Annotated in this window: 5 protein-coding genes; 3 read left to right on the top strand and 2 right to left on the bottom strand. The window is 73.3% G+C overall.

The genetic code is table 11. The features are described from left to right. The coding region (locus D6B71_RS21735) for a sensor histidine kinase (protein WP_164519776.1) at positions 1–1,450 on the bottom strand (1,450 nt) is incomplete at its 3' end. 258 nt (positions 1,451–1,708) lie between these two features. Then, the gene (locus tag D6B71_RS21730; RefSeq protein WP_121258906.1) at positions 1,709–3,907 is read right to left on the bottom strand and encodes a molybdopterin-dependent oxidoreductase; all 2,199 of its coding nucleotides are present in this window, start codon (positions 3,905–3,907) and stop codon (positions 1,709–1,711) included. Positions 3,908–4,090: 183 nt separating this feature from the next. On the opposite strand from D6B71_RS21730, the gene D6B71_RS21725 reads away from it, so the two are divergent. The 3 genes from D6B71_RS21725 to D6B71_RS21715 are packed head-to-tail and all read left to right on the top strand — an operon-like array spanning position 4,091 to position 9,848. Further along, on the top strand, positions 4,091–5,623 hold the full coding sequence (locus D6B71_RS21725; protein ID WP_121258905.1) for a DUF3375 domain-containing protein: 1,533 nt from the start codon (positions 4,091–4,093) through the stop codon (positions 5,621–5,623). After that, positions 5,620–6,384 (top strand): DUF4194 domain-containing protein, encoded by a 765-nt coding sequence (locus tag D6B71_RS21720; RefSeq protein ID WP_240641634.1) that lies wholly within the window; start codon positions 5,620–5,622, stop codon positions 6,382–6,384. Before D6B71_RS21725 ends, D6B71_RS21720 begins: the two co-directional genes overlap by 4 nt. After that, complete coding sequence (locus D6B71_RS21715) at positions 6,381–9,848, top strand: ATP-binding protein (RefSeq protein WP_121258904.1); 3,468 nt, start codon at positions 6,381–6,383, stop codon at positions 9,846–9,848. The genes D6B71_RS21720 and D6B71_RS21715 overlap by 4 nt, the downstream gene beginning before the upstream one ends. Positions 9,849–9,884: the final 36 nt, after the last annotated feature.

Here is a 9,884-nt window from a genome sequence, read left to right as displayed (position 1 = left end):
GCGGCCCCCGACCGGGAAGCCGCATAGAGAAGCCCTCCACGATTCGGGGGGAACCACAGAACGAGGACTTGGCGCGGGAGCCTTCGAGGGCGGCGTCGCGGGCGCGTTCGAGCTCGACCTCGGCCTGTTTGCGGGCGGTGACGTCCGACAACGACACGACCACGCCGCCGACGTCGGGGTCGTGGAGCAGGTTGGTGAACCGGGCGCTCAACCAGAGCTCTGCGTCGTCCGGGCTGCGAAGCAGCACCTCCTCGACGAACGTCTCGCCTGGGTTGTCGACCACCTGCGCGAACCCGGCGCCGACCCGCTCGAGGTCCGCCGGGTCGAGGTTCAGCGCCCACGCGCGGATGTCCGCGTGGGGTGGCAGCCCGCCGGGTGATCCGGCGTGCGCGTCGTGCACGCTGTCGAGGACCGCGCCCGAGCGGTCGAGGAGGACGACGGCGTCGGAGCTGTTGTCGGCCAGCTTCTGGAAGTAGCGGCGGCGACGTGCGACCTCGGCCCGGGAGAGCGACTCCGAATGGAGAAGCCGCGCGGTCCGCACGAAGGCCAGCGCCAGGAGCACGGCCATGCCGAGGTGGGGGGCCAGCAGCGGGGTCGAGGTCGGCGAACCCGCCTCGAGCATCAGCACGGTCGGCGGCACGGCCAGCGGCAGCACCGCGAAGCAGAGCTTCGCGACCAGCGGTGCCGACAGCCGGTCCCGCAGTTCGCCGTCACCGCTCTCCTCACTGACCGGGTCGCTGCTGTCGTCGTCGGTCCGGTGCCAGGTCGCCAGCGACATCAGCAACGCGCCGAGCATCCAGCCGACGTCGAGCGCGGCCGGGCCGGTGCCCCCCAGGCTCCAGTACGCCACGTTCGAGGCCACCCAGCAGAGCACGCCGCTGCCGAGGATCCAGCGACCGCCGGACCTTCCGTGCGCAGAGACCAGCACCCGGACGACCAGGGCGAGGAGGACGGCGTCGGCGACGGGGTAGGCGGTCAGCACACTGCGCTCGGTGAAGCTGTGGCCCTCGTGCGCGACGACCTCGTCGATCCGCAGCGGCCAGAACAGCACCACCGCCATCGTGGCGACCGTGGCCGCGTCGAGCAGGGCGTCGACCTCGATCCGCCGCGAGCCACCCAGCACCAGGGGCCGGGCCAGGACGGTGGCGAAGAGCAGGTAGGCGGCGAGGTAGGCCACGTCCGCCGGGGACGCCGTCGGCAGGGTGCCGGTCCAGTGGTACGCCGTCCACGCGAGGTCGCACACGGTGGACGCCGTCAACCCCGAGGCGATCAACACCCGGTTGGCTCGGACGCCGGAGCCGCGTGGGGCGGCGCGCACTCCCGCCCAGGCCAGGATCGAGGCGGCCACCACGCCGGTGTCGTAGCTGAGGTCACCGACGGTGCCGCTGGGCACGACCAGGTGCACCGCGAACGAGAGCCCGAACAGCGAGAGCAGCAGGCGCTGCGGCATCGGGGCTGCGGCCCAGACCTCCGCAGCCCGATGCCCGGCTGTCCTGCTGGTCTCGCGCACGCCCGTAGCTCTCCCGCCTGCCGTGACCTCTCCCACAGTCTGAGCGGCGGGCCGGCTTCGCGGAGCGCTTTTCGGCGTTCTCGGTCGCGGCCCTGGTCCAGCGGACCCTGGGACGCGTGGCGCACCGGGTGCGAGCGTCGCTCAGCAGGTGCGAGCGGTCCAGGGGCGGGCGCGGTTGCTCGACGAGCTCGAGCAGCGCTATCCCGCGGCGTTCGCCGCGTGGCTCAGAGAGGGGGGCCCGGGCGTCTCTCGGGCGCCCTGAGCGCCGGCGGCGTCCCGCACGCTCGCGGTGACCGTGACCGGCAGCCCGGTGAACGCGGCGTTGCCGGAGACATCGAGCCTCGCGGGGTCGGTCAGGTCGTTGACCGACACGCCGGGCAGCGCGCTCGCGGTGGTGAGCGGTGAACCGTGCGCGGCATGTCCGTAGCCGTGCGGGAGACAGACCACCCCCGGCATCATGTCGTCGCTGGCCTCGACCTCGACGGTGACGGTGCCGACCGCGGACGCGACGTCGACGGCGGTGCCGTCGACGAGTCCGCGCTCGGCGAGGTCGTCGGGGTGCATCAGCAGCCGGTGGCGAGGCCGGCCGCGCACCAGCCGTGGGTAGTTGTGCATCCAGGAGTTGTTGTCTCGCTGGTGGCGTCGGCCGATGAGGAGCAGCTGCCCCGGCGGCGGCGCCGCGGACGTGGCGAGCATCCGGTCGAGATCGTCGAGCACCAGGCCGGGGGCGGCGTCGACGCGGTGGCCGGGGGTCCGCAGCCGGTCGGGGAGCTGGTCGGGGCGGAGCGGACCGAGGTCGATGCCGGACGGCTGGTCGAGGAGCTGCGGCAGGGTCACCCCGGAGCCACCGGCGTCGAGCAACAGCGCGAGGGCCTCGCGAGGGGACGCGCTCAGCTGTGTCTCGAGTGCCGCCCACCGGGCGTCGGGGACCGGGTCGTCGAGCAGCGGCTGCAGGCGCCGGGCGAGTTCGGCGAAGACCTGCCAGTCATGGCGGGCGTCGGGGTGGGGCTCGATCACCGGTGGGCTGAACCGGGCCGTGTTGTGGACGGCGAAGGCGGGGAGCACGAGGTCGAACTGGTCGCGCTCGAGCGCGGTGGTGGTCGGCAGCACGACGTCGGCGTGGCGGGTGGTCTCGTTGAGGTAGAGGTCGATCGCGACCATGAAGTCCAGGCCGTCCAACGCCCGACCGAGGGCGGACCCGTCGGGCGTCGAGAGCACCGGGTTGCCGGCCACGGTGACCAGGGCCCTGACCTGGCCGTCTCCGGGCGTCTCGATCTCCTCCCGCAGTGCCGCCGCCGGCAGCTCGCCGGCCGACTCGGGGAGCCCTCTGACCCGGGACCGCCACCGGCCGTGGCTGCCCGGGCCCGCCAGCGTGCCGATCAGGTCGACCGCCGGGGAGGTGAACATCGCGCCGCCGACCCGGTCGAGATTGCCGGTCAGCAGGTTGAGCAGCTGCACCCCCCACAGCGTCACCGTGCCCCAGGGGTGGGTCGAGACGCCGATCCGGCCGTAGGCCACCGCGCCGTCGGCTTCGGCCATCTCGTGGGTCAGCCGGACGAGCGTCTCGGCGGGGATGCCGGTGCGCCGCTCGGCCTCCTCGACGGTGAACGGCTTCACGGCACGGCGCACCTCGTCGAGCCCGTCGACGTAGTCGGGAGCCCGGACCAGACCGTCGAGGAACAGCTGACGCACCATGGCCAGCACCGCCCACCCGTCGCTGCCGGGCACCACGTGGTGGTGCTCGTCGGCGACCTTCGCGGTCTCGGTGCGGCGGGGGTCGAGGACCACCAGGCGGCCGCCGCGGGCCCGGAGCGCACGCAGCCGGTTGGGCAGGTCGGGTGCGGTCATCAGCGACCCGTTCGAGGCCATCGGATTGGCCCCGAGGACCAGCAGGAACGAGGTGCGGTCGAGGTCGGGGATCGGGAGGAGCAACTGGTGGCCGAACATCAGGTGGGCCACGAGCTGGGCCGGCAGCTGGTCGACCGAGGAGGCACTGAAGCGGCTGCGGGTGCGCAGCGCGCGGAGGAAGGCGGTGCCATGCGTGAGCATGCCGGGGGAGTGCGCGCTCGGGTTGCCGAGGTAGGTGGCCACGGCGTCCCGGCCGTGCTCGTTGATCGTGGCGGCGAGCCGGGCCGCCACCAGGTCGAGCGCCTCGTCCCAGTCGAGCTCCTCCCAGGTCGCGTCGGCTCCCGAACCGTGGCGTCGGACCGGCCGGACCAGCCGCTCGGGGTCGGCGGCGATGTCGGCGAGAGCAACTCCCTTGGGGCACAGGTGACCGCGAGAGAGGGGATCGTCGGGGTTGCCCTGCACCCGGGTCACCCGGTTGTCCTCGACGGTGAGCACGAGGCCGCAGATCGCCTCGCACAGGTTGCAGCAGCCGATGCGTGTCTCGCCCATGCCAGCTGAAGATAGCCAGCACGACCGACGGTGCGCGATGGGCGCGGCGCACCCAACTCCTGGTCGCGCCGTGGCCGCCCCCCTGCCGACCGTGGTGGCGAGCCCGCCGCTTTCGGTCTCGTCGGCACCCTCTGGGACACTAGCCGGCCGGGAGCAGACAGCACGGAGCGGAGGTGAGACACCATGAGCGAGGTCGCCGGAGAGCTGGCGAAGGTCACGAGCGCCTTCGCCCAGCCCACGCTGACGCTGCTCCACCAACGGCAGGCCCCCGTCGTCATCACGATCTTCCGGGCCGCCTTCGGACGCAACAACAAGCCGATCCCGACCGCGCGCCTGCACACGCAGGTCGAGGAGCACCTGGCCCAGATCCGCCTCACCGGCGAGACCGAGGTGCCCGCCGGCAGCGGACGCGACATCTGCCAGCGGTGGATGCGCGGCCAGTGGCTGGTGCGCTCCCTCGACGAGGGGGGCCACGAGGTCTACTCGCTGACCTCCCACGCCCAGCAGGCGCTCGAGCTGGTCAAGAACCTCACCCGCGACCGGGCCACGCTCAGCGAACACCGCATCGCGACGATCGTCAGCACCGTGCGCCGGTTCAACTCCGAGGCCAACCCCGACCGCACCACCCGGGTGAGCATCCTCAACGAGGAGATCGCCCGGCTGCAGGCCGAGCGGGACCGGCTCGTCGACGGGGCGGACCTGGTCGGCGCCACCGAGGACTACATGCTCGAGGGGTTCACCGAGCTGCTGTCGCTGATCTCCGCGCTGCCGAGCGACTTCGCCCGCGTCGAGGAGCGGTTCGCCACGATCCGCGGCGAGATCCTCGCCGCGTTCCGGGCCGAGGACCGGCCGGCGGGCGAGGTCATCGACGACTACCTGGCCCGCGCCGACGCCCTGATCACCGCCACCCAGGAAGGCCGCGCCTTCGAGGGCGCGTTCGCCCTGCTCCGCGACGACGCCCTGGTGGCGCAGTTGCGCGAGGACCTCACGGCCCTGCTCGACCACCCGCTCTCGGACCGCATCCTCGGTGAGGCCGACCGCGCCGAGCTGCGCGGCACCGTGCGCCTGGTGCGCGACGGCCTCGACCGGGTGCTCTCCCAGCGGTCCCGGGTCACCGCCACCCTCAAGGAGTACATCGTCTCCCACGATGCGGCTCACGACCGCGAACTGGAGCAGACGCTGCGCCAGGTCGAGTCCGAGCTGATGACCTGGATGGCCACCACCGGCCCCCGGGCCACGCACGACGTCCCGCTCCTGCCGCCGCGCGCCGGCGTCGAGCACCTGCGCGAGCGCTTCCACGACCCGGCTGACGACCAGCCTCCCGAGCCGATCGCCCCGGCCGACCCGGCGCAGGCGCCGGCGCTCTCGCTCGCCGACCTGCTCACCCAGGGCGGGCCCCAGCTCGGTACGCTCCGCCAGCGACTCGACGCGGCTCGCTCCGCCCTGCTGCCGGCCGGTTCGCTCGGTGAGCTCTTCGCGGCCCTCGAGCCCTCGCTGCGGCGTCCGGTGGAGATCTTCGGGCTGCTGCACCTGGCGGCGGAGCGGGGGTGGCGCGCCGAGCACACCGCCGAGCGGTTCGGTGCGGTCCGGCCCGACGGCAGCACCCGCACCTTCGCAGTCCCGCGACTGCCGCTGCCCGACCCCGATCTCGACCCGGGCCGCAGGTCGGGAGAGCACAAGAGCCGCAACGACCAGGAACGGAAGGCCCGCACGTGAGCGTCGACGTCGACGAGACGATGGAGCCCACCACGGATCTCGAGGACGACCTCGCCCCCGACGACGACGCCTCGGTGTCGCTGTTCGAGGGTGACGAGGGCGGGCTGGAGTTCTCCCAGCGCCACGCGCTGGTGACCCTGCTCAAGCAGCGGTTCATCAGCGCCCGCACGCACCCGCGCGACTGGGCGGTGCTGGTCGAGCACGAGCGGGTGCTGCGCTCGCGCCTCAACGACCTGTTCCTCGACCTGGCGATCGACCGGGCCCGCGAGGTCGCCTGGAAGCGCCAGGCAACCTCCGAGACCGGCAGCCGGTTCCCGACCCTGCTCTACGACGCCGCGTGGTCGCGCGAGGAGACGCTGGTGCTGGTGCACCTGCGCGACCGGCTCCGGGCCGGCCTGTCCGGCGGCGATGCCCGGGTCTACGTCGACCGCGACGACGTCCTCGACTACGTCGCGAGCTTCCGGCCCGCCCACGCCACCGACGAGGCCGGCAACGAGAAGCGTGCCCGCAACGCCGTGCTCAGCATCGTGAAGTCGGGATTGCTGATCCCCACGGCGTCCAGCGAGCGGTTCGAGATCAGCGAAGCCGTCGAACCGCTGCTGCCGCTGGAGCTCCTCCAGGAGCTGCTCGAGGCGCTGCAGCGTGCCAACGGGGCCGACGACGGCGGCCAGCCGGAGGACGACGGCGCCGGCCTGTTCGACGAGGCGGCCGAGACCGTCGAGGGCCCGGCGGGCCAGCCAGCGACCGAGGAGCGCACATGAGCATAGACGAGGCCGAGCTGGCGCAGGAGCGGGCTGACGGGCTGTTCGCGCAGCAGGTGGTCGCCGCCCCCGTCGACGACACCGTGCAGTGGCGGGCGGCGTTGATGCAGATGGTCAACTGGGGTGGCTTCTGCGGCCTGACGAGCGTGCCGCTGCGCGGCGACGCGACCATGATCTCCGGCGCCTCGGGTGTCGGGAAGAGCACGATCCTCGACGCCTACACCGCGTTGATGATGCCGTCGGACACCAAGTTCAACGGCGCCTCCAACGACGCGGTGGCCGGGCGGGCGCGCGGTGTCGGCCAGCGCAACCTGCTCTCCTACCTGCGGGGAGCCGTCGACGTCGTCGACGACCCTCGCACCGGCCGTCCGGTCGAGAAGCTGCTGCGCGGCAAGGGCGTCGACACCTGGGGCGCGGTGGCGATGACCTTCGTCAACGACCAGGGCGGGCGGTTCACCGCCGTGCGCACCTACTACGTCCCGCGGCGGGCCACGCGCTCGGGCGAGGTGCAGATGCAGCTGGCCACCCACGAGGGCGCGCTCACGCTCGACACCCTCGAGGCGGCCGTGCCCGACCGGTTCCACGCCAACACGCTCAAGAAGCTGTTCCCCGGCATCCGGGTGCATCGCACCTACGCCGAGTTCGCCGCGGTCCTGCACGCCCGGCTCGGCATCGGCGCCAACGGAGACGGCGCGAAGGCGCTGCGGCTGCTGGCCCGCATCCAGGCCGGCAACCAGGTGCGCAGCGTCGACGAGCTCTACAAGGACATGGTGCTGGAGCGGCCGGCGACCTACGCCGCGGCCGACCGCGCCATCGAGCACTTCGACGACCTCGACGCCGCCTACTCGGCGATGCGCGTGGAGGAGCAGAAGCTCGAGCTGCTGGAGCCGATCACGGCCCTGCACGAGCGTCGCGAGATCGCTGGTCGCCGGCTCGCCGAGCTCGACTCCTACGGCGTGACCCTGGCCGGGGACACCCCGCTGCGTCTGTGGCTGCTGCGCACCCACCTGCGGCTGATCGAGGAAGCGCTCGAGGTCAACCGCGATCAGCGGCGCAGCACCGGCGACGACCTCACCGCGACGGTCGGCGCCGAACGCGCCCTGCAGGCCGACCTCGAGGCCGCCAAGGAGGCGCACCGGGCCGCCGGCGGGTCGACCCTCCAGGCGCTGGCGCTCTCCCTCGAGCAGGAGCAGGTGATCCGTGAGGGGCGGGCCGGGCGGCGGGCGGTGCTCCAGGAGAGGCTGCTGCCGCTGATCGACGTCACCGACGCGCAGGCCCCCGACCTCGACTCCGCCCTGATGTCGGCGGAGGCCTTCGCGGTGCTCCAGCTGCACGCGCGGCAGTGGCTCGCGGGGTGGGAGCGCGACCAGGAGCGGGTCAAGCGCGAGCGCGACGCGGCCCGCGACCGGCGCTACCCGATCCAGCAGCGCCAGGCCGAGCTGCGCCGGGAGCGGGCCTCGCTCGAGAGCCGGGCGGGGCGGGTGCCGGCCCGGATGCACGAGCTGCGGGCCGAGGTCGCGCAGGCCAGCGGGATGGCCGTCGACGACCTGCCGTTCCTCGCCGAGCTGGTCGATGTCGCGCCCGACGAGGCCCAGTGGCGCACGGCGGTCGAGACGGTGCTCGGCGGCAGCGCCCGGATCATGCTGGTCCCGCTCCACCGGTTGGAGGAGTTCTCGGCCGCCATCGACGGGCTCCGGCTGCGCGGCCGGCTGACCTTCGAGGGCGTCGAGCTCGACCTGCCCGACCGTGGGCCGGCCGACCCCGAGCGCATCGCCGGCAAGCTCCTGTTCAAGGACTCTCCCTTCTCCGGCTGGGTGCAGGGCCACGTCGCCGAACCGGCCCGCAACGCGCTCTGCGTCGAGTCCGCCGACGGGCTGTCCGGGCCCGGGCTCCGGGTCACCCGCGCGGGTCAGACCCGCAGCGCCCGTCGCGGCACCCACGGCCGGGGAGACGCCCGCGACATCATTGGGTTCTCGAACGCCGACGCCCTGGCCGAGATCGACCAGGAGCTGGCCTCGCTCGAGGGCGAGCTGGAGGTGATCGACGCCGAGGTGGCCGAGCTCGACCGGCAGACCAGCCTGCTCGAGCAGCGCCGCACCTCCTACGACGCCGTCGCCTCGGCCCGCTTCGACGACCTCGACGTCGACGGCAGCGAGCGGCGGATCGCCGACCTCGAACGGCGCCGCACCGAGATCCTCGGCTCCGACGACCAGCTCCAGGCGCTCGAGGCCCAGATCGAGCAGCTGGGGGCCGAGCTCGAGGAGGTCCGCCGCCGTCGGTTCGGGCTCGAGCAGCGGCAACGCGAGCTCGGCGAGGCGCACGGCGACCTGGTCGACGACGAGGACCACGTCAAGGACCGTCTCGAGTCGATGGAGGCCGCCGGGCGGGCGGAGCTGACCGAGGCCCAGGACGCCGCGCTGGCCGCGGAGTTCGCGGCCGCCGCCGCTCCGGCCGACCCCGGCGATCTGGCCCGCTTCCACGAGACCTCGCACCGCCTGGCCGAACGCCTGCGCGAGGCGGTCGCCGACGCGGACGCCGAGATCCGGCGGGTCGACGACGAGCTCGCGGGCATCTTCCGCGTCTACAAGTTCCAGTGGGACTCGCCCAACCTGGGTGCCACCGCCGAGTCCTACCCCGACTACGCCCGCATCCTCGAGGAGATCCGCGGCAAGGGCCTCGCCGAGCGCCGCTCGGAGTGGCGGCGCCGGCTGACCGAGTGGAGCGGCCAGGACCTCGTCCCGCTGGTGGGGGCGATGGCCGCCTCCATCGAGGAGATCGAGGACCGGCTCGAGCCGATCAACGCGATCCTGCGGCGCCTGGAGTTCGGGGGGTCCGGCGACCGGCTGCGCATCCGCCTCCGACGGCTGGCCCCGGCCCACGTCCAGGTGTTCATGAAGGACCTCCGGGCGCTGGCGGCCGGCTCGACCGCCCAGTTGGGCGAGGCCGACCTGGAGCGGCGGTTCACCGACCTCAGCAGGTTCATGGCCCAGCTGCGTCGCCCGGCCCAGGCCGGCGACGGCGCCCCGAGTGAGCGCGACCGGCTCCTCGACGTGCGCCGTCACGTCGAGGTCAGCGCCGAGCGCTACGACTCGCTGACCGGCGAGCTGCGGGCGACCTACCGCACCCTCGGCGAGAAGAGCGGCGGCGAGAGCCAGGAGCTGGTCGCGTTCATCGTGGGCTCCGCGCTGCGGTTCCGGCTCGGCGACGAGCTGCGCTCGCGGCCCCGGTTCGCGCCGGTCTTCCTCGACGAGGGGTTCGTCAAGGCCGACTCCGAGTTCGCCGGGCGCGCGGTGCAGGCCTGGCGGGGGTTGGGGTTCCAGCTGATCGTGGGCGTGCCGCTCGACAAGGTCACCGGCCTCGAGCCGCACATGGACGAGCTGCTGGCGATCACCAAGAACCCCGAGACGCACCAGGCCTGGATCACCCCGATCTCCGATGCGGAGGGCGACCCGACGGGCGGGTAGCAGGAGCGGCTGTCAGGGGCGTCACGCGTACCGCAA

The organism is Nocardioides ferulae, assembly GCF_003660455.1.
In the GTDB taxonomy this organism is placed as follows: Bacteria; Actinomycetota; Actinomycetes; order Propionibacteriales; family Nocardioidaceae; genus Nocardioides; species Nocardioides ferulae.
Note: the sequence above shows the minus strand (reverse complement) of the source record. Positions and strands in the feature narration are given on the sequence as shown.